General features: G+C 39.1%; 25 protein-coding genes. All 25 read right to left on the reverse strand.

Going from position 1 to position 18,019, the window contains the following annotated elements:
* Positions 1 to 9: 9 nt before the first annotated feature.
* Positions 10 to 519 (reverse strand): 30S ribosomal protein S5, encoded by a 510-nt coding sequence (gene rpsE, locus AC6F8J_RS01495; protein WP_125137706.1) that lies wholly within the window; start codon positions 517 to 519, stop codon positions 10 to 12.
* A gap of 16 nt (positions 520 to 535) precedes the next feature.
* Entirely contained in the window at positions 536 to 904 is a 369-nt protein-coding gene (gene rplR, locus AC6F8J_RS01500) for a 50S ribosomal protein L18 (RefSeq protein WP_500720477.1), read from the reverse strand.
* Between the two features lie 93 nt (positions 905 to 997).
* The gene (gene rplF / locus AC6F8J_RS01505) at positions 998 to 1,537 is read right to left on the reverse strand and encodes a 50S ribosomal protein L6 (RefSeq protein ID WP_500720478.1); all 540 of its coding nucleotides are present in this window, start codon (positions 1,535 to 1,537) and stop codon (positions 998 to 1,000) included.
* Positions 1,538 to 1,731: 194 nt separating this feature from the next.
* Positions 1,732 to 2,133 (reverse strand): 30S ribosomal protein S8, encoded by a 402-nt coding sequence (gene rpsH, locus AC6F8J_RS01510; RefSeq protein WP_500720479.1) that lies wholly within the window; start codon positions 2,131 to 2,133, stop codon positions 1,732 to 1,734.
* Positions 2,134 to 2,160: 27 nt separating this feature from the next.
* A complete protein-coding gene (locus AC6F8J_RS01515; RefSeq protein WP_125137702.1) occupies positions 2,161 to 2,346 on the reverse strand; it encodes a type Z 30S ribosomal protein S14 in 186 nt (61 codons plus the stop codon).
* Positions 2,347 to 2,361: 15 nt separating this feature from the next.
* On the reverse strand, positions 2,362 to 2,901 hold the full coding sequence (gene rplE, locus AC6F8J_RS01520; protein ID WP_500720480.1) for a 50S ribosomal protein L5: 540 nt from the start codon (positions 2,899 to 2,901) through the stop codon (positions 2,362 to 2,364).
* A 20-nt stretch (positions 2,902 to 2,921) separates the two neighbouring features.
* On the reverse strand, positions 2,922 to 3,260 hold the full coding sequence (rplX, locus tag AC6F8J_RS01525) for a 50S ribosomal protein L24 (RefSeq protein ID WP_125137700.1): 339 nt from the start codon (positions 3,258 to 3,260) through the stop codon (positions 2,922 to 2,924).
* 12 nt (positions 3,261 to 3,272) lie between these two features.
* A complete protein-coding gene (gene rplN, locus AC6F8J_RS01530) occupies positions 3,273 to 3,641 on the reverse strand; it encodes a 50S ribosomal protein L14 (protein WP_275840841.1) in 369 nt (122 codons plus the stop codon).
* A gap of 24 nt (positions 3,642 to 3,665) precedes the next feature.
* Entirely contained in the window at positions 3,666 to 3,923 is a 258-nt protein-coding gene (gene rpsQ / locus AC6F8J_RS01535) for a 30S ribosomal protein S17 (RefSeq protein WP_500720481.1), read from the reverse strand.
* A gap of 23 nt (positions 3,924 to 3,946) precedes the next feature.
* A complete protein-coding gene (gene rpmC, locus AC6F8J_RS01540) occupies positions 3,947 to 4,156 on the reverse strand; it encodes a 50S ribosomal protein L29 (RefSeq protein ID WP_125137697.1) in 210 nt (69 codons plus the stop codon).
* A 2-nt stretch (positions 4,157 to 4,158) separates the two neighbouring features.
* Positions 4,159 to 4,584 (reverse strand): 50S ribosomal protein L16, encoded by a 426-nt coding sequence (rplP, locus tag AC6F8J_RS01545; RefSeq protein ID WP_500720482.1) that lies wholly within the window; start codon positions 4,582 to 4,584, stop codon positions 4,159 to 4,161.
* Positions 4,584 to 5,237, reverse strand: a complete 654-nt coding sequence (gene rpsC, locus AC6F8J_RS01550) for a 30S ribosomal protein S3 (protein ID WP_500720483.1) — start codon at positions 5,235 to 5,237, stop codon at positions 4,584 to 4,586. The genes rplP and rpsC overlap by 1 nt, the downstream gene beginning before the upstream one ends.
* A 12-nt stretch (positions 5,238 to 5,249) precedes the next feature.
* Positions 5,250 to 5,636: a 50S ribosomal protein L22 gene (gene rplV / locus AC6F8J_RS01555; protein WP_500720484.1), complete on the reverse strand. Its 387-nt coding sequence runs from the start codon at positions 5,634 to 5,636 to the stop codon at positions 5,250 to 5,252.
* A gap of 28 nt (positions 5,637 to 5,664) precedes the next feature.
* The gene (rpsS, locus tag AC6F8J_RS01560; protein ID WP_125137693.1) at positions 5,665 to 5,946 is read right to left on the reverse strand and encodes a 30S ribosomal protein S19; all 282 of its coding nucleotides are present in this window, start codon (positions 5,944 to 5,946) and stop codon (positions 5,665 to 5,667) included.
* Between the two features lie 41 nt (positions 5,947 to 5,987).
* On the reverse strand, positions 5,988 to 6,824 hold the full coding sequence (gene rplB / locus AC6F8J_RS01565; RefSeq protein WP_500720485.1) for a 50S ribosomal protein L2: 837 nt from the start codon (positions 6,822 to 6,824) through the stop codon (positions 5,988 to 5,990).
* Positions 6,825 to 6,889: 65 nt separating this feature from the next.
* Positions 6,890 to 7,189, reverse strand: a complete 300-nt coding sequence (rplW, locus tag AC6F8J_RS01570; protein ID WP_275840837.1) for a 50S ribosomal protein L23 — start codon at positions 7,187 to 7,189, stop codon at positions 6,890 to 6,892.
* Positions 7,189 to 7,809: a 50S ribosomal protein L4 gene (gene rplD, locus AC6F8J_RS01575; RefSeq protein WP_500720486.1), complete on the reverse strand. Its 621-nt coding sequence runs from the start codon at positions 7,807 to 7,809 to the stop codon at positions 7,189 to 7,191. Before rplD ends, rplW begins: the two co-directional genes overlap by 1 nt.
* A gap of 24 nt (positions 7,810 to 7,833) precedes the next feature.
* Complete coding sequence (gene rplC, locus AC6F8J_RS01580) at positions 7,834 to 8,463, reverse strand: 50S ribosomal protein L3 (protein ID WP_500720487.1); 630 nt, start codon at positions 8,461 to 8,463, stop codon at positions 7,834 to 7,836.
* A gap of 98 nt (positions 8,464 to 8,561) precedes the next feature.
* Positions 8,562 to 8,873: a 30S ribosomal protein S10 gene (rpsJ, locus tag AC6F8J_RS01585; protein ID WP_125137688.1), complete on the reverse strand. Its 312-nt coding sequence runs from the start codon at positions 8,871 to 8,873 to the stop codon at positions 8,562 to 8,564.
* Between the two features lie 432 nt (positions 8,874 to 9,305).
* Positions 9,306 to 10,499, reverse strand: coding sequence for an elongation factor Tu (gene tuf / locus AC6F8J_RS01590; protein ID WP_500720488.1), 1,194 nt, complete (start codon positions 10,497 to 10,499; stop codon positions 9,306 to 9,308).
* A 122-nt stretch (positions 10,500 to 10,621) separates the two neighbouring features.
* Positions 10,622 to 12,709 carry an elongation factor G gene (gene fusA, locus AC6F8J_RS01595; RefSeq protein ID WP_500720489.1) on the reverse strand — a complete coding sequence of 696 codons (2,088 nt, stop codon included), beginning with the start codon at positions 12,707 to 12,709 and terminating at the stop codon, positions 10,622 to 10,624.
* A 73-nt stretch (positions 12,710 to 12,782) separates the two neighbouring features.
* Entirely contained in the window at positions 12,783 to 13,253 is a 471-nt protein-coding gene (rpsG, locus tag AC6F8J_RS01600; protein ID WP_500720490.1) for a 30S ribosomal protein S7, read from the reverse strand.
* Between the two features lie 199 nt (positions 13,254 to 13,452).
* Positions 13,453 to 13,872, reverse strand: a complete 420-nt coding sequence (gene rpsL / locus AC6F8J_RS01605; RefSeq protein WP_500720491.1) for a 30S ribosomal protein S12 — start codon at positions 13,870 to 13,872, stop codon at positions 13,453 to 13,455.
* The gene (locus tag AC6F8J_RS01610) at positions 13,859 to 14,167 is read right to left on the reverse strand and encodes a ribosomal L7Ae/L30e/S12e/Gadd45 family protein (RefSeq protein ID WP_500720492.1); all 309 of its coding nucleotides are present in this window, start codon (positions 14,165 to 14,167) and stop codon (positions 13,859 to 13,861) included. The genes rpsL and AC6F8J_RS01610 overlap by 14 nt, the downstream gene beginning before the upstream one ends.
* 249 nt (positions 14,168 to 14,416) lie before the next feature.
* The gene (gene rpoC / locus AC6F8J_RS01615) at positions 14,417 to 17,995 is read right to left on the reverse strand and encodes a DNA-directed RNA polymerase subunit beta' (protein WP_500720493.1); all 3,579 of its coding nucleotides are present in this window, start codon (positions 17,993 to 17,995) and stop codon (positions 14,417 to 14,419) included.
* Positions 17,996 to 18,019: the final 24 nt, after the last annotated feature.

Here is an 18,019-nt window from a genome sequence, read left to right on the forward strand (position 1 = left end):
GGTTCCCTCCTAACCTAATACTTCTTCTACTGTTTTACCACGAAGATTGGCTACTTGCTCTGGTGTTTTCAATTGACTAAGCCCTGTGATGGTTGCTGCAACAAGATTTGCCTTATTGTTTGACCCAAGGGATTTTGTTCTGATGTTTTTGATACCAGCAAGCTCAAGCACAGCACGTGCCGGGCCACCAGCTATAACACCGGTACCTTCAGGTGCTCTTTTAAGTAAAACTGAAGCACTACCGAATTTCCCTAACCAGTCATGTGGTATACTGTTATTTTCATCTAGTGGAATCTCAATCATTTTTTTCTTTGCATCTTCTATACCTTTACGGATTGCTTCTGGAATTTCCACAGCTTTACCCATACCGGCACCAACGTGTCCGTTTTCATCTCCAACAACAACCGTTGCTGTGAATCTGAAGTTACGTCCACCTTTTACAACCTTCGTTACACGTTTAATGGTTACGACTTTTTCTTTAAGTTCTAAGCCATTAAAATCTATAATGTTTCGCTTCATGTGTCAACCTCCTTACTTAGAATTTTAACCCAGCTTCTCGAGCTGCGTCAGCTAATGCTTTGATCTTGCCATGATAAATATACCCACCACGGTCAAAAACAACAGCGTCGATGCCTTTTTCAATTGCTTTTTTCGCAATAGAATCACCAACAGCTTTTGCTGCCGTTATATCGTTGGTTTTTTCCAATGTCTCCTTGATTGCCTTTTCTACAGTTGAAGCTGCAACGAGTGTGTTGCCCTTAACATCATCAATGATTTGAGCATAGATATGCGTATTGCTTCTATAAACAGCTAATCTTGGTCTAGCAGGAGTACCTGAAATTTTGTTTCTTATTTTCAAGTGTTTTTTAACACGAACTGCTTGTCTGGATATTTTCTTAATCATTTGGATTTCACCCCTTTGTCAATTTTATTATGAAAGTTGTCCGAAGAATCATCGATTTCATATAAAGGTGCTCATGCAAGACTTAGTCTATGCTTATGACTTACCAGCTTTTCCTTCTTTACGTCTGATGATTTCATCAATGTACTTGATCCCTTTGCCTTTATAGGGCTCTGGTGGTCTTTTGAATCTGATTTCGGCTGCGTATTGACCAACTTTTTCTTTGCTGATCCCGCTGATGGTTATCTTATTACCTTCAACCACAGATTCAATACCTTCTGGATCTTCCATAACTACAGGATGACTATAACCTAAACTTAGGTCTAGTTTTCTACCGTCTTTTTTAGCTCTATATCCGACACCATTGATCTCGAGTACTTTTGTGTAACCATTCGTTACACCTTCAACCATATTAAAGACTAACGTTCTTGTAAGCCCATGTAATGATTTCATCTTTTTAAGTTCACTCGGTCTTGTAACCACGACTTCTGAACCCTCAAGTTTTATTTCCATTTCTTTTGGTACTTGCTTTGCTATTGTTCCTTTTGGTCCTTTTACAGTAACAAAGTTTTCTTTTGTTACTGTAACATCAACACCTGTCGGAACAGTAATTGGTAATTTTCCAATTCGAGACATTCTTTTTTCCTCCTTACGGTTAAATTAAAACAGCTTCTATCTTGAAACTATCTTTTCACCTAATCAGACACATGCTTGTATTTTGAATATGCTCAAGGTGTCTATTGACAGTCTTAAAAAGACTATCATAGTTTAAAGTTAATTTCTAGTGCTTTTAGAAATCTTTATAATGCTTGGTAGCACAACTGGTTGATTTACCAGATAAAGGCTATAACCTCGCCACCAACATTTAGCTTTCTAGCTTCTTTGTCTGTAATCAGACCTTTATTTGTTGATATAATCGCTGTCCCAAGTCCACCAAGTACTGATGGTAACTCATCTTTGCTTGCATAAACTCTAAGTCCTGGCTTTGATATCTTTTTGATACCGGAAATAACTTTTTCATTCTTATCCGCACCATACTTAAGTTCGATTTTAATTGATTTGAAAGCGCCATCCGCTATAACTTTATAGTTTTTGATGTAACCTTCTTTTACTAATATATCAACAACAGCAAGTTTCATCTTTGATGATGGAACTTTTACAATGTCATGCTTTGCTGTGTTACCGTTTCTAATTCTTGTAAGCATATCTGCAATAGGATCACTCATTGTCATGATAATTGCCTCCTTCCTATATGTTGTTTACCAACTAGCTTTTTTAACACCGGGGATTTGTCCTTTGTATGCAAGTTCTCTGAAACAAATTCTGCATATACCGTATTTTTTCAATACACTATGAGGTCTTCCGCAAAGTCTGCAACGGGTGTAAGCTTGTGTGGAGAATTTGGGTTTACGTTGTTGTTTAACCTTCATTGACGTTTTAGCCATTGATTATTACCTCCTTTATTTTCTGAAAGGCATTCCGAATTGAGTTAGTAGCTCTCTAGCTTCTTCATCTGTGTTAGCAGTTGTAACAATGATGATATCCATACCTCTGATTTTGTCAATCTTGTCATATTCGATCTCCGGAAATATAAGTTGTTCCTTAATGCCCATTGCATAGTTACCCCTACCATCGAAAGAGTTGGGGTTAACACCTCTAAAGTCACGAACACGTGGTAAAGATAAGTTAACAAGACGGTCTAAGAACTCATACATTCTCTTGCCACGAAGGGTTACCTTCGTACCAATGTTCATACCTTCTCTTAATTTAAAGGCTGCTACTGATTTTTTTGCTTTTGTTACAAGTGGCTTTTGACCTGCAATAGTTGTAAGATCACTGACTGCAGAATCCATAGCTTTTTGGTTTTCTTTAGCTTCACCGACACCCATATTGATGACGATTTTTTCAATCTTTGGCACTTGTAATTTATTTGTATAGTTGAATTTTTTCATCATACCTTCAACGATTTCATTTCTGTAAGTATCAATAAGTCTACTCAATTGAATGGACCTCCTTTCGATTATTTGTCGACGACTTCACCAGTAGTCTTGGCTACACGCTTACGCACAGTTTTGGTTTTGCCATTACGCTCAACTGTAGAAACGACTGCGCCAAGTTTGGTCGGCTTACCTTTGTGCATATACATAACATTAGAAGCATCAATCATGGCTTCCTTATGTATGATACCACCTTGTTGATTGGCCGCACTTGGTTTCGTGTGCTTAGTTGCTTTATTAATACCTTCAACTAGTACTCTACCTGACTTGCTGTTGACATCTAAAATCTTGCCTTCTTTGCCTTTATCCTTACCAGTGATTACTTTTACAGTATCGCCGGTTTTAAGTTTCATCTTTGACATGTGTACACCTCCTTATAATACTTCTGGTGCTAGTGATAAGATTTTCATATACTTCTTCTCACGAAGTTCTCTTGCCACAGGACCAAAGATACGTGTACCTCTTGGAGTACCATCATCTTTAAGCACAACTGCTGCGTTTTGATCAAATCTTATATATGAACCATCTTTACGTCTGATTTCTTTTACTGTTCTAACGACTACGGCTCTAACCACGTCGCCTTTTTTTACAACGCCACCTGGTGTTGCATCTTTAACGGTAGCAACGATCACATCACCAACACTAGCATATCTTCTAGTTGAACCTCCCAGTACACGAATACATAGGATTTCTTTGGCACCTGTATTATCAGCTACTTTAAGTCTAGATTCTTGTTGAATCATGCTGAAAACCTCCTTTCGGGAATACTATTTTGCTTTCTCGATGATTTCTACTAAACGCCATCTCTTGTCTTTTGAGATTGGCTTGGTTTCCATCACTTTTACTCTATCGCCAACTTTACACTCATTGTTTTCATCATGAGCCTTAAGCTTGTATGTTCTTTTCACTACTTTATGATACAATGGATGTTTTACTGTGCCTTCAATGGCAACAACAACTGTTTTGTCCATTTTGTCACTAACAACACGTCCGCTTCTTACTTTTCTCAGATTTCTTTCTGTCACAACAATGCCTCCTTTCGAGATTATTACTTAGCTGCTTGCAATTGCTCAGCAATAATTGTTTGGATCTTTGCAATATTTTTTCTTACTGCTGTGATACGAGCTGTATTCTCTAATTGGTTGGTTGCATTTTGGAATCTTAAGTTGAATAATTCCTTTTTCGCAAGTACCAACGCTTCTTGTAATTCAGCTGCCGACTTATTTCTTAACTCTTCTAAATATTTTGCTGACTTCACAATTATTCACCGCCTTCTAAATCTGCGCGAGAAACAATTTTACATTTCAATGGCAACTTGTGCATTGCAAGTCTTAGGGCTTCTCTAGCTGTCTCTTCTGGAACTCCTGCAAGTTCAAACATAACGCGTCCCGGTTTTACAACCGCAACCCAATACTCAGGTGAACCTTTACCAGAACCCATACGTGTTTCTGCTGGTTTAGTAGTTACAGGCTTGTCTGGAAAAATCTTAATCCAAACTTTACCACCACGCTTGATGTAACGTGTCATGGCAACACGGGCTGATTCTATTTGATTGGAACGTATCCAAGCAGCTTCCATTGCAACGATTCCAAATTCACCATAAATGATTTGGTTACCACGAGTGGCTTTACCTGTCATACGTCCACGGAATTGTTTACGTCTTTTTACTCTTTTTGGCATTAACATTATTTATTTCCTCCTTTGTTAGCTTTCTTAGGAAGAACTTCACCATGGCAAATCCATACTTTTACGCCAATTTTACCGTAAGTTGTATCTGCTTCAGCAAATCCATAGTCAATGTCAGCTCTAAGGGTTTGAAGTGGAATGTTACCTTCGTTATAACTTTCAACTCGTGCCATTTCAGCACCACCCAGACGTCCTGAACATTGTACCTTGATTCCTTTTGCGCCCGATTTTAATGCGCGTCCCATAACTTGTTTCATAGCTCTTCTAAACGATACACGGTTCTCCAATTGAAGCGCTACGTTTTCAGCTACTAATTGAGAAGTTTTCTCAGGTCTTTTGACTTCAACAATGTTGACAATCACTTTTCCTGTCACCATAGCTTCAACTTCTTTTTTGGTCTCGTCAATTGCTGATCCACCCCTACCAATTACAATACCAGGTTTAGCAGTATAAATGTTGACTTTCACTCTTTCAGATGCTCTTTCAATTTCGATTTTTGAGATGCCTGCAGAGTACAGTTTTTTCTTTAAAAATTTTCTAAGATTAAAGTCTTCTACCAGAAGATCTGAAAAATTTTTCTCGGCATACCATCTTGAATCCCAATCCTTGATGATACCGACTCTTAAGCCGTGTGGATTAACTTTTTGTCCCATGCCTTACCTCCTTTACCTTTCGTTTAAGATAATCGTGATGTGACTGGTTCTTTTTTGAATTCTAAAAGCTCTACCTTGAGCTCTTGGTCTGATTCTCTTAAGTGTTGGTCCTTTATTGGCAAATGTCTCTTGAATGTATAAGTTGTTTGGGTCAAGTCCAAGATTATTTTCAGCATTTGCAATTGCTGAATTCAATAGTTTTTCTATAACTCGTGCAGCTTTTCTTGGTGTAAAAGCTAATATACCAAGGGCAGATACAACGTCTTTACCTTTTATGGTGTCTAATACAATTCGTGCTTTTGTGTCAGAAACTCTTGCAAATGATACTTTTGCTTTCGCTCTGTCATCTGTATTTGCATTTCTTTCACGTTTAATCTGACTTCTATGTCCTTTAGCCATCTAAAAGTGCCTCCTTTCGTACATATAATTAACGTACTTTTGATTTCTTTTCATCTTTACCGTGTCCTCTAAAGGTTCTGGTTAAAACAAATTCTCCAAGTTTATGACCAACCATGTCTTCACTGATGTATACAGGTACATGTTTTCTACCGTCATGCACGGCGATTGTATGTCCAACCATCTCTGGGAATACAGTGGAACGTCTTGACCAAGTTTTAATAACTTGCTTGCTATCGGTTTCATTGAGTGCCTCTACTTTTTTAAGTAGATGCCCATCAATAAATGGTCCTTTTTTCAATGAACGAGCCATTTATAAAGCCTCCTTTTGCATTAATCGATATGGATGAGTGACTATTTATTACTGCCACGTTTTCTCACGATATATTTGTTAGAATGTTTGTTTTTCTTCCTTGTCTTAAGACCAAGAGCTGGTTTACCCCAAGGTGTCATTGGACTTGGACGTCCGATTGGTGATTTACCTTCACCACCACCATGTGGATGGTCACAAGGATTCATTACAGAACCACGTACTGTCGGGCGAATACCCATATGACGTTTACGTCCTGCTTTACCTATAGTAATAAGCTCATGATCAACATTGCCGACTTGACCGATGGTCGCTCTACATTCACTAGACACCATTCTCATTTCACCGGATGGTAATCTTAGTGTTGCAAACTTACCTTCTTTTGCCATAAGTTGTGCTACATTACCAGCTGAACGTACAAGTTGTCCGCCTTTGCCCGGCTTCATCTCAATGTTATGTACTTGTGAACCTACGGGAATGTTGATAAGTGGTAATGCATTACCTATTTTTATTTCTGCATCTGCGCCACTCATTAAAGTTGATCCAACTTTAAGGCCTACCGGTGCAAGAATGTATTTCTTTTCACCATCTGCGTATTGAAGTAATGCAATGTTAGCTGTACGGTTTGGATCGTACTCAATAGATGCTACTTTAGCCGGTACTCCATCTTTGTTTCTTTTGAAATCAATGATTCTATATTTTATTTTAGCGCCACCACCACGGTGTCTCACAGTAATTTTACCTTGATTGTTTCTTCCTGAATTCTTTTTAATTGCCACTACTAAGGATCTTTCAGGTGTTGATTTTGTGATTTCCTCAAAAGTAGAAGCCGTCATATGCCTTCTGGAAGGTGTATAAGGTTTGTATTTTCTAATACCCATTGTCTTTTAGCTCCTTTCCTGTAGCGTCTTACCACGCTACCGTGTGTGTCCCCGGAATGTGTTTTTTACATTCCTTCGAAGAAATCGATTTCTTTACTCTCTGCAGTCAAAGTTACGATTGCTTTTTTTGTTTTAGCTGTTTTACCGCTTGTCGTACCACGTCTTTTTGTCTTACCGTCTTTATTCATCGTATTGACTTTTTGAACGATAGCACCTTTAAACATTTTTTCAACCGCTTCTTTGATTTGAACCTTAGTCGCTTCTGGATGCACTGAAAATGTGTATTTACGGTCGCCCATCTGATCCATGCTTTTTTCAGTGATTACAGGTTTAAGTAGTACGTCATAGTAATTTATGCTTGCCATTATGCGTACACCTCCTCTATTGTTGCCACAGTTGCCTTAGTCGTTACGAATGTATCGTACTTCAGAATATCATACACATTGATCGTATTGGTTTGAGCTGTTGCTACATTTGCTATGTTCCTAGCTGATAATAATACATTTTTGTTGTTATCGTTGATACAGATTAATGCTTTTTTAACACTGAGGTTGTCAAGCACCTTAACCATATCTTTTGTTTTTATACCATCAAATGCCAATTCATCAAGAACGATGAATTTCCCATCAGCAACTTTTGCTGATAGTGCAGATTTAAGGGCAATTCTTTTTTCTTTTTTATTGAGTTTGAACGCGTAATCTCTTGGTTTTGGTGCAAAAACCACACCACCACCTGTCCAATGTGGTGCTCTTATTGAACCGATTCTAGCTCTACCCGTTCCTTTTTGTCTCCAAGGTTTTCTACCACCACCACGTACTTCTGCACGTGTTTTAGCGCTTTGTGTACCTTGACGTTTATTTGCAAGTTGTTGAACAACAGACATATGCATTAAGTGGTTTTTGATCTCAACACTAAAAATGCTATCGTTTAATTCCAGTTCTTCTACTTGTTTACCATCCATATTGTATACAGATACTTTTGCCATTTTCGTTCCTCCTTCCTGCAATTACTACGCCTTAACTGCGTCTCTAATTGTTAAGATAGATTTTTTAGGTCCAGGTACAGCACCTTTTACTAAAATCAAATTTTGCTCTGCGTCCACTCTTACAACTTCAAGATTTTGAATCGTCACTTTTACAGCACCCATATGTCCAGGTAAGTTTTTACCTTTGAATACTTTTGAAGGTGATGATGCTTGTCCCATTGAACCAGGTCTTCTGTGGTACTTAGAACCGTGAGCCATGGGGCCTCTTGTTTGTCCATGACGCTTAATGTTACCTTGAAACCCTTTACCTTTACTTGTGCCACTTACATCAATCATGTCACCAACAGCAAATATGTCAGCTGTGATTGCTTGACCAGCTTCAAATGTTTCTGCATTTTCAAGTCTGAATTCTTTAAGTACTTTTTTTGCAGTAACGCCAGCTTTTTGGAAATGACCTTGTAAAGGTTGTGTTGTGTGTTTTTCTTTTTTGTCTTCAAAACCGATTTGAACAGCACTATAGCCATCGTTATCTACGGTTTTCACTTGAACAACTGTACATGGACCGGCTTGTAATACGGTTACAGGAACCAACGCGCCATCTTCCATGAAGATTTGTGTCATACCTACTTTTCTCGCAATAATTGCTTTTTGCATATTGCACCTCCTATTGATCTACAGCGGATTACATTGACGTAATCATCCTAGACGGTTATATAAAACATTTCCTTCTATATAAACCTCTAATGTGGATATTATTTTACATCTACTTTAATATCTACCCCAGCAGGTAGTTCTAGACGCATAAGTGCATCTACCGTTTTAGCTGTTGGCATTAATATGTCAATTAATCTTTTGTGTGTTCTTTGTTCGAACTGCTCTCTAGAGTCTTTGTACTTGTGTACAGCTCTTAGAATTGTAATGATTTCCTTTTTAGTAGGAAGTGGGATAGGTCCGCTCACTTTCGCTCCTGTTTTCTTTGCAGTTTCGATGATCTTCTCTGATGATTGGTCGATTAATTGATGATCATACGCTTTCAAGCTAATTCTCATTTTTTGAGTTGCCATAAAAAAAGTCGCCTCCTTTTCGTACTTGAGTACGACAAGTGGTGACTGTACATCTTGCCTGGCGTGTCATTCATTCACACGTCCTTCATCAAACTTAATTGATGGCATCTTATTCGTACAGTGATCTTGTCGTCAGTTTCTTGAACATGACATCCGCTCCATTAGAATTACCCGTAGTTTATATACGGCAACCTCTAACTTCATTGCTTTTATTGTCACAGCCTTTATATTATAACTTATGGTTTTATCTAATGCAAGCTTTTTCTATATTTTTTCAAATAAGCTAACACCGACCATGTGGTTCCTGAAAGCAGTGTGTATAATGTATGTACCAAAAGTCGATTGTAATCATACATACTGTGGAAAAGTTTACAGGAGACTCATAATAAAACAGGGCTACCCTTGACGGGTAACCCTGTGCTTTTAATAACATTACTTGCTGATTACAGTTACAGATCCTGAACCAACCGTTCTTCCACCCTCACGGATTGAGAACTTTTGACCAACTTCCATCGCGATCGGCGCAATCAATTCAACGTCCATCTCGATGTTGTCGCCAGGCATACACATTTCTACACCTTCTGGTAAATTGATGACACCAGTTACGTCTGTTGTAGTGAAGTAGAATTGTGGTCTGTAGTTTCCAAAGAATGGTGTATGACGTCCACCCTCTTCTTTTTTAAGTACATATACTTGTGCTTTGAATGTTGTATGAGGTGTAATTGAACCAGGCGCTGCAAGTACTTGTCCACGTTCAATCTCTTCTCTCTGTACACCACGAAGTAATGCGCCAATGTTATCACCCGCTTGAGCTTCATCAAGAAGCTTACGGAACATCTCTACGCCTGTACATACAACTTTTCTTGACTCTTCTTTAAGACCAACAATCTCAACATTATCTTGAACATGTAAAACACCACGATCAACTTTACCTGTCGCAACTGTACCACGACCAGTGATTGAGAAAACGTCCTCGATAGGCATCAAGAAAGGCTTATCTGTTTGACGTATTGGCTCCGGAATATAATCGTCACAAGCTTGCATTAACTCAAGAACAATATCGCCCCATTTGCTGCTTGTATCTTCTAGTGCTTTAAGTGCTGATCCTTGGATTACAGGAAGATCATCTCCTGGGAATCCGTAATCAGATAATAATTCTCTGATTTCCATTTCAACCAATTCTAGTAATTCTTCATCATCAACCATATCGCATTTGTTCATGAATACGACGATATGTGTACCACCAACTTGACGCGTCAAAAGAATATGCTCTCTTGTTTGAGCCATTGGTCCATCAGTTGCCGCAACAACAAGGATAGAACCGTCCATTTGAGCCGCTCCAGTGATCATGTTCTTAACGTAGTCGGCGTGACCTGGGCAGTCAACATGAGCGTAGTGACGATTCTCAGTCTCATACTCAACGTGTGCTGTAGAGATTGTAATCCCTCTTTCTCTTTCCTCTGGTGCCTTATCAATGTTATCGAAATCAACGATTGATCCAGTACCAAGTCTATCAAATAGTACTTTTGTGATTGCTGCTGTTAAAGTTGTTTTACCATGGTCAACGTGACCAATTGTTCCGATATTTACATGCGGTTTCGTTCTTTCATACTTAGCTTTACCCATTACTTTTTTCCTCCTTTAATTAATGACACCAAGGCATTTTGAAAATCCCTTCGTCATAACTTATCTGTTTTTTCTAATTAGAATTATATTTTATTGTACATCCAATTGCAAGGAATATTTCCTTACTCTAGGCCTTTTCCAGAAAGTATTTTCTCTTGAATACTCTTCGGAAGTTGCTCGTAATGTGAAAATTGCATGGAGAAGGTTCCACGTCCCTGTGATTTGGAACGAATGTCCGTTGAATATCCAAACATCTCAGATAATGCAACATAACAATGTATGGCTTGAGCACCATTTCTTGGCTCCATACCTTCAATTCTTCCACGTCTTGAGTTAATATCACCAATGACATCACCCATATATTCTTCCGGTACAAGTATATCTACCTTCATGATTGGTTCAAGTAATACAGAATCACCTTTTTTCATAGCATCTTTAAACGCCATAGAGCCAGCAATCTTGAATGCCATTTCTGAAGAGTCGACATCATGGTAAGAACCATCGTAACAGTCTGCACGAACACCAACAACTTCATAGCCTGCAAGAACACCGGATTGCATTGCATCCCTAATACCTGCATCAACTGCCGGTACGTATTCTCTTGGGATTGAACCACCAGTTGTTGAATTCACGAATTCATAAGTGATCTCACCATTAACATCCATTGGTTCAAATCGTACTTTACAATGCCCGTATTGTCCACGTCCACCGGATTGACGTGCATATTTTTTATCCACATCAACGGCTTTGGTAAGAGTTTCTTTATAAGCAACCTGTGGTGCACCTACATTGGCTTCAACTTTAAACTCTCTTAACATACGGTCTACAATGATCTCTAGATGAAGCTCACCCATACCGGCTATGATGGTTTGTCCAGTTTCTGTGTTTGTAAATGTTTTAAAGGTCGGATCTTCTTCTGCAAGTTTTGCAAGTGCGATACCCATTTTTTCTTGACCAGCCTTGGTTTTAGGTTCAATCGCTACCGATATTACCGGTTCTGGGAATACCATAGACTCAAGAATAACCGGGTGTTTTTCATCACAAAGGGTATCCCCTGTTGTTGTCAACTTAAGACCAACAGCTGCGGCTATATCCCCAGAGTAAACTTTTTCAAGTTCTTCTCTTTTGTTGGCATGCATTTGAAGAATTCTTCCCATACGTTCTTTTTTATTCTTTGTTGAGTTCAAAACATAAGAACCTGCATTAATGGTTCCTGAATAAACTCTAAAGAATGCTAGCTTACCAACAAATGGGTCCGCCATAATCTTAAAGGCCAATGCTGAAAAAGGAGCTTCATCAGATGCCGGTCTTTCAACCGATTCTTCTGTATCCATATCAACACCTTGAATTGCAGGCACATCAAGTGGTGAAGGCATATACGCTATAACCGCATCCAAAAGTTTTTGAACACCTTTGTTTTTGTAAGCTGAACCGCAAAACACAGGTATGATTTTTACCCCTATGGTTGCTCTTCGAAGAGCTGCTTTAAGTTCATCCGTCGCTATCTCTTCGCCTTCTAAATACATCATCATAAGATCTTCATCTGTATCCGCTATTTTTTCTACCATTTCATTGTGGTATTCTGTAGCTAATTCCAGCATATCTTCTGGAATCTCAACTTCTGAAATATCTTCACCTAAATCATCGTTATAGATATAGGCTTTCATCGTCATTAGGTCAATTAGACCAACAAAGTCTTCTTCAGCACCGATTGGTAACTGAATCGGTACAGCGTTCGCACCAAGGCGTTCTTTGATCATACTAACAACGTTAAAGAAATCTGCACCCATAATGTCCATCTTATTAACAAATGCCATTCTAGGTACTTCATATTTGTCCGCTTGACGCCATACTGTTTCAGACTGAGGTTCAACCCCACCCTTTGCACAGAATACGCCAACCGCACTATCTAGTACACGGAGAGATCGTTCAACTTCAACAGTGAAGTCAACGTGACCTGGTGTGTCTATAATGTTTATTCTATTATCTAACCATGAACATGTTGTCGCAGCAGAAGTAATGGTTATACCTCTTTCTTGCTCTTGCTCCATCCAGTCCATTGTTGCTGCACCTTCATGAGTTTCACCGATCTTATGGCTTATGCCTGTATAAAATAGTATCCGCTCAGTCAAGGTAGTTTTACCGGCATCAATGTGTGCCATGATGCCGATGTTTCTGGTCCGATCTAACGGATAATTTCTACCTGCCAAAGTATTTCCTCCTTTGGTCTAAACTGTTAATGAATTGCAATCTGTATTATTTGGCTATAAAACAAAACAGATTTTACCATCTAAAATGTGCAAATGCTTTGTTTGCTTCTGCCATTTTATGTGTATCTTCTTTCTTCTTAACAGACCCACCGGTATTATTAAGTGCATCTAATAATTCACCAGCCAAACGGTCTACCATGGTTTTTTCCCCACGTTTTCTTGTGTGGATTGTTAACCATCGTAGTCCAAGGGCTTGTCTTCTGTCCGGACGCACTTCGATTGGCACTTGGTAAGTTGCTCCACCGACACGTCTTGCTTTCACTTCTAGTACAGGCATGATATTCCCAAGAGCCTCTTGGAAAGCTTCTAAAGCATCTTTACCTGATTTTTCTGCTACTTTTTCAAAAGCACCGTATACGATCTTTTGTGCTGCACCTTTTTTACCATCTAGCATGATGTTATTGATCAGTTTGGTTACAACCTTGTTTCCATATATTGGATCTGGTAATACATCTCTTTTGGGTGTATGTCCTTTACGTGGCACGGTTCTTCCCTCCTTAATTATTGATTTGCGCCTTTGCGCTAAATTAATTCATAGGTACTCGCAGAAATCATACGATTTCTGTGTGTCGCGCTAGTTTTTCATATATTTCATCCTGCAACCACAGGTTATATACATTCATAACTGGCACTACATCGAACAACGCTTCTTGATTCTGAAGGTGTTCAGTTTAATTGATTAATTAGCTTTTCACCTTAGGTCGTTTTGCTCCGTATTTGGAACGAGATTGACGACGGTCAGCTACGCCAGCTGTGTCTAATGTACCTCTAATAACGTGATAACGTGTACCTGGTAAGTCTTTTACTCTACCACCTCTAATGAGAACAACACTATGTTCTTGTAAGTTGTGGCCTTCACCTGGAATATAACCTGTAACTTCAAGTCCATTCGTCAAACGCACTCTGGCGATTTTTCTAAGGGCTGAGTTAGGCTTCTTAGGTGTTGCAGTTTTTACAGCTGTACAAACACCACGCTTTTGAGGCGCTGAGATATTTGTTGACTTCTTATGTAAGGAGTTAAATCCTTTTTGAAGTGCTGGCGCTGTTGATTTCTTAACGATTTCTTTTCTGCCTTTTCTAACTAACTGGTTAATCGTTGGCATTCTTTTCACCTCCTGAAAATAAGTTGTTTACGATTAGTGCTGCGGTTGCGGCTTTCACTTTAACATTGCAAGCTTTGCCTAGTTCTTCCATTGTTTTTACATATACAATCGCTATATGGTTGGTTTCCGCCATTTCTGTGAGCTTTGCCAGTAATCGTGTATTCGCATCTTCTGCAACAAACAACACCTCTACTTGGTTACGCTCAAGTGCTCTAAGGGTTTGCTTTGTACCTACAACTTTAGAACCTTCTTGTAATCTGTGCATAGTAACCATCTCTTTCATTAAAGAATTCATTCTTATCTGTACACCGTTTCTTACAGACAAAATACGCATCAAAATGCACACTGATGAATTCTATCATGAGTTACCTATTCTGTCAAGAAAAACAGTTTTATTCATATTGACAAATGATTAGCGTATCAATGTCTTGGCGTCTTAATCAGTATGAACAAAAAGGCTACGCTTCAACGTATTAACATAACATAGACTTTCCTTGAAAATCACTTAGGGAGCCTAGACAGGCTCCCTAAGTGGTACTCACGTCTAATATTCATCCTGGAACAATAGTTCTTCTGCATTATCATTTTCAATATCTTTTTCAATGATATTCAATTTTCTGTAACGCTTCATACCCGTTCCTGCCGGAATTAACTTACCGATAATAACATTCTCTTTTAGGCCGATTAAAGGATCTGATTTTCCTTTGATAGCTGCATCCGTCAATACCTTAGTTGTTTCTTGGAATGAGGCGGCTGATAAGAAGGAATTCGTAGCAAGAGATGCTTTCGTAATACCAAGTAGCACTTGGGTACCAACAGCAAGTTCAAGTCCTTTGTCTTCCATTTCTTTATTGATTTTCTCAAATTCAAGTCGATCAATCAAACTGCCCGGTAAGAAGGATGTGTCACCACTGTCTTCTATACGGAGTTTTTTAAGCATCTGTCTGCAAATAACTTCAACATGTTTATCATTGATTTCAACACCCTGGAGCCTGTAGACACGTTGTACCTCTTGTAAGATATAGTCTTGTACCGCTCTTATACCTTTGATTCTAAGGGTATCATGAGGGTTAACACTACCTTCGGTCAACTCATCCCCTGCTTCTACCATGCTACCATCCGCAACTTTTGTTCTTGATCCATAGGGGATTAGATATGCTTTTGATTCACCTGTATCCGCATTAGTAATGACCATTTCACGTTTTTTCTTCGTTTCTTGCATAACAGCTTTTCCACTAAACTCCGCAATAATGGCCAAACCTTTGGGTTTTCTTCCTTCAAAAAGTTCTTCAACCCTTGGAAGACCTTGGGTAATGTCATCTGCTGTTGCTATACCACCAGTATGGAAAGTACGCATGGTAAGCTGTGTTCCCGGCTCACCAATAGACTGAGCTGCGATAATACCGACCGACTCACCCACTTGAACCGGTATGCCTGTTGCCATATTTGAACCATAGCACTTAGCACATACTCCTACTTCTGATTTGCAAGATAAAACTGTTCTAATCTTAACTTGATTGATGCCTGCTTTTATAATATTTCTTGCTTTGATTGGTGTAATCATACGATCGGCTCTTGCTAGAACTTCACCGGTCTTTGGATGCTTAATCTCCTCAATGGACCAACGTCCGGTCATTCTTTCTTCTAGGCCTTCTATGACTTCCTCACCATCCATAAAGCTTTTTATAATCATTCCTGCAACTTCCGGCTCATCTTTACAGCAGTCTGTTTCTCTGATAATTAGATCTTGAGAAACATCAACCAACCTTCTTGTCAAATAACCTGAATCTGCTGTTCTAAGAGCTGTATCTGCAAGACCTTTACGAGCACCATGAGCGGAAATAAAATACTCAAGTACATCAAGACCCTCACGGAAGTTAGATTTAATCGGTAGTTCAATCGTATGACCGGATGTATCCGCCATAAGTCCACGCATACCTGCAAGCTGTTTAATCTGATTATCCGATCCACGGGCTCCGGAATGAGCCATCATATATATATTGTTATATCTATCTAGATTGCCAAGAAGAGCTTTAGTGATTTTATCATCACATTCACGCCATGTTTGAATAACACTGTTATAACGTTCTTCTTCTGTCATCAAGCCACGCTTGAACTGCTTGATAATATCTTCGAGGGTTTTTTCAGCCTCATCAACAAAGCCTTTTTTCTCATCCGGGACTTCCATGTCCGATATAGATACGGTAATGGCACTTTGTGTTGAATATTTGAAGCCAAGTTTTTTGATTTCATCTAAAACTTCTGCTGTTTTTGTAGCGCCATGAACATTAATACAATAATTCAAAATCTCCTGCATTTGTTTTTTGCCAACTAAAAAATCGACTTCAAATAATAGTTGGTTATCTACAGTAAGTCTTTCAATAAATCCAAGATCTTGAGGAATAGCTTCATTGAAAATAATACGCCCTACGGTTGTCTCTATAAGTCGTCTTTCTCTCTTATTATCAATGATGCGAACGCGTTCTACCTTGATACGTGCATGCAAGCTAATCACTTTATTGTCATAAGCTAAAATTGCTTCATTTTCATCTTTGAAAATAGAACCTTCTCCCGGTTCTCCTACTTTATCCAAAGTCAAATAGTAAATACCAAGAACCATATCCTGTGAAGGAACGGATACCGGTGCCCCGTCTGAAGGCTTTAATAGGTTGTTAGGAGATAGCAATAAGAAACGGCATTCTGCTTGTGCTTCCACTGATAAAGGTACATGCACTGCCATTTGGTCACCATCGAAGTCAGCGTTATAAGCCGTACAAACAAGAGGATGCAACTTAATGGCTTTACCTTCAACCAGTACAGGTTCAAAGGCTTGTATACCCAGTCTGTGTAGAGTGGGAGCACGGTTAAGCATAACAGGGTGCTCCTTGATGACGTCTTCTAATACGTCCCAAACCCCAGGCTCAAGTCTTTCCACCATTTTCTTTGCTGATTTAATATTGTGTGCTAGACCATCTTCTACGAGTACTTTCATTACAAATGGCTTGAAGAGTTCTATGGCCATTTCTTTTGGTAAACCACATTGATATATTTTAAGTTCCGGTCCAACTACGATAACAGAACGCCCAGAATAATCGACACGTTTACCAAGTAAGTTCTGACGGAAACGTCCTTGCTTACCTTTTAACATATCGGATAAGGACTTAAGTGGTCTGTTACCAGGTCCTGTAACCGGTCTTCCCCGTCTACCATTGTCAATCAAAGCATCAACGGCTTCTTGAAGCATTCTTTTTTCATTTCTTACAATAATATCAGGTGCACCTAGATCCAACAGTCTTTGTAGACGATTGTTTCTATTGATCACACGTCGGTACAAATCGTTAAGGTCTGAAGTGGCAAAACGTCCACCATCTAGCTGAACCATAGGACGGATATCCGGTGGTATAACCGGTACAACAGATAAAACCATCCATTCAGGCAGATTACCTGATTCTTTGAAGGCTTCAATAACTTCAAGACGCTTAATAATACGCGCTCTCTTTTGTCCTGAAGCATCTTTTAATGCCTTTTTCAATTGTTCAGATTCTCCCATTAAATCAATTTGCGATAAGATCTCACGAATGGCTTCCGCACCCATAGCTGCCCTAAATTTATGGCCATATTTCTCACAGGCTTCCGTGTACTCTTTTTCTGTAAGTACTTGCTTGTACTGTAGTGATGTTTCACCGGCATCAATGACGATATAAGAAGCAAAGTATAATACTTTTTCAAGTGTTCTAGGGGACATATCTAGGATTAAACCCATTCGGCTAGGAATTCCTTTAAAGTACCAGATATGAGATACAGGCGCAGCAAGCTCAATATGACCCATACGCTCTCTTCTCACTTTTGATTTTGTAACTTCTACGCCACAACGATCACAAACCACACCTTTGTAACGTATTTTCTTATATTTGCCACAATTACATTCCCAGTCTTTACTGGGGCCAAAGATTTTCTCACAAAAGAGTCCGTCTTTTTCAGGCTTTAAGGTTCTGTAATTGATGGTTTCCGGCTTTTTGACTTCACCCTTGGACCATTCTCTGACCCGTTCGGGTGAAGCAAGACCTATTTTAATAGCGTCAAATACCAACGCTTCAGATTGTTGCTTAACTTCACTTTGCATATTGGGAAACTCCTTCCTTACGAC

It is taken from the genome of Petrocella sp. (genome assembly GCF_059865615.1).

Excerpts from the sequence above, each read along its gene's own strand:
- rpsE (WP_125137706.1), bottom strand. The coding sequence starts at position 519 with ATGAAGCGAAACATTATAGATTTTAATGGCTTAGAACTTAAAGAAAAA.
- rplR (WP_500720477.1), bottom strand. The coding sequence starts at position 904 with ATGATTAAGAAAATATCCAGACAAGCAGTTCGTGTTAAAAAACACTTG.
- rplF (WP_500720478.1), bottom strand. The coding sequence starts at position 1,537 with ATGTCTCGAATTGGAAAATTACCAATTACTGTTCCGACAGGTGTTGAT.
- rpsH (WP_500720479.1), bottom strand. The coding sequence starts at position 2,133 with ATGACAATGAGTGATCCTATTGCAGATATGCTTACAAGAATTAGAAAC.
- AC6F8J_RS01515 (WP_125137702.1), bottom strand. The coding sequence starts at position 2,346 with ATGGCTAAAACGTCAATGAAGGTTAAACAACAACGTAAACCCAAATTC.
- rplX (WP_125137700.1), bottom strand. The coding sequence starts at position 3,260 with ATGTCAAAGATGAAACTTAAAACCGGCGATACTGTAAAAGTAATCACT.
- rplN (WP_275840841.1), bottom strand. The coding sequence starts at position 3,641 with ATGATTCAACAAGAATCTAGACTTAAAGTAGCTGATAATACAGGTGCC.
- rplP (WP_500720482.1), bottom strand. The coding sequence starts at position 4,584 with ATGTTAATGCCAAAAAGAGTAAAAAGACGTAAACAATTCCGTGGACGT.
- rpsC (WP_500720483.1), bottom strand. The coding sequence starts at position 5,237 with ATGGGACAAAAAGTTAATCCACACGGCTTAAGAGTCGGTATCATCAAG.
- rplV (WP_500720484.1), bottom strand. The coding sequence starts at position 5,636 with ATGGCTAAAGGACATAGAAGTCAGATTAAACGTGAAAGAAATGCAAAT.
- rpsS (WP_125137693.1), bottom strand. The coding sequence starts at position 5,946 with ATGGCTCGTTCATTGAAAAAAGGACCATTTATTGATGGGCATCTACTT.
- rplB (WP_500720485.1), bottom strand. The coding sequence starts at position 6,824 with ATGGGTATTAGAAAATACAAACCTTATACACCTTCCAGAAGGCATATG.
- rplW (WP_275840837.1), bottom strand. The coding sequence starts at position 7,189 with ATGGCAAGCATAAATTACTATGACGTACTACTTAAACCTGTAATCACT.
- rplD (WP_500720486.1), bottom strand. The coding sequence starts at position 7,809 with ATGGCAAAAGTATCTGTATACAATATGGATGGTAAACAAGTAGAAGAA.
- rplC (WP_500720487.1), bottom strand. The coding sequence starts at position 8,463 with ATGCAAAAAGCAATTATTGCGAGAAAAGTAGGTATGACACAAATCTTC.
- rpsJ (WP_125137688.1), bottom strand. The coding sequence starts at position 8,873 with ATGGCAACTCAAAAAATGAGAATTAGCTTGAAAGCGTATGATCATCAA.
- tuf (WP_500720488.1), bottom strand. The coding sequence starts at position 10,499 with ATGGGTAAAGCTAAGTATGAAAGAACGAAACCGCATGTAAATATCGGA.
- rpsL (WP_500720491.1), bottom strand. The coding sequence starts at position 13,872 with ATGCCAACGATTAACCAGTTAGTTAGAAAAGGCAGAAAAGAAATCGTT.
- AC6F8J_RS01610 (WP_500720492.1), bottom strand. The coding sequence starts at position 14,167 with ATGAATTCTTTAATGAAAGAGATGGTTACTATGCACAGATTACAAGAA.
- rpoC (WP_500720493.1), bottom strand. The coding sequence starts at position 17,995 with ATGCAAAGTGAAGTTAAGCAACAATCTGAAGCGTTGGTATTTGACGCT.